The 447-nt window shown below is 44.1% G+C and carries 2 protein-coding genes; both read left to right on the top strand.

What is annotated here, in order from left to right; genetic code table 11:
- The first annotated feature begins 73 nt into the window (after positions 1 to 73).
- Positions 74 to 307 (top strand): 50S ribosomal protein L28, encoded by a 234-nt coding sequence (gene rpmB / locus ACTHUT_RS22020; protein WP_002216391.1) that lies wholly within the window; start codon positions 74 to 76, stop codon positions 305 to 307.
- Positions 308 to 337: 30 nt separating this feature from the next.
- A partial coding sequence (rpmG, locus tag ACTHUT_RS22015; protein ID WP_440419950.1) for a 50S ribosomal protein L33 occupies positions 338 to 447 on the top strand: 110 nt, incomplete at its 3' end.

Raw genomic sequence — 447 nt, 5'->3', positions numbered from 1 at the left:
AAACGACTTGAACTGAAGGCGGATTTCGTGGTATAAATCGCGTTTTACTATTTTAGAAGTTTGGAGACTAACCATGGCACGAGTTTGCAAAGTGACCGGTAAGCGCCCGATGTCTGGCAATAACGTATCACACGCCAACAACAAAACCAAACGTCGTTTTTTGCCTAACTTGCAATCACGTCGTTTCTGGGTAGAAAGTGAAAACCGCTGGGTTCGCCTGCGCGTTTCTAACGCTGCATTGCGCACCATCGATAAAGTAGGCATTGATGTCGTATTGGCTGATTTGCGTGCTCGCGGCGAAGCTTAATTTAAACACCATTAATTAAGGATTACTGCAATGCGCGATAAAATCAAACTGGAGTCCAGTGCTGGTACTGGTCACTTCTACACAACTACTAAAAACAAACGTACTATGCCTGGCAAACTGGAAATCAAAAAATTTGACCC

The sequence above is a fragment of the Neisseria sp. P0022.S010 genome (assembly GCF_051956635.1).
The sequence above is the reverse complement of the archived record's forward strand: the minus strand, read 5'-3'. Positions and strand labels throughout refer to the sequence as shown.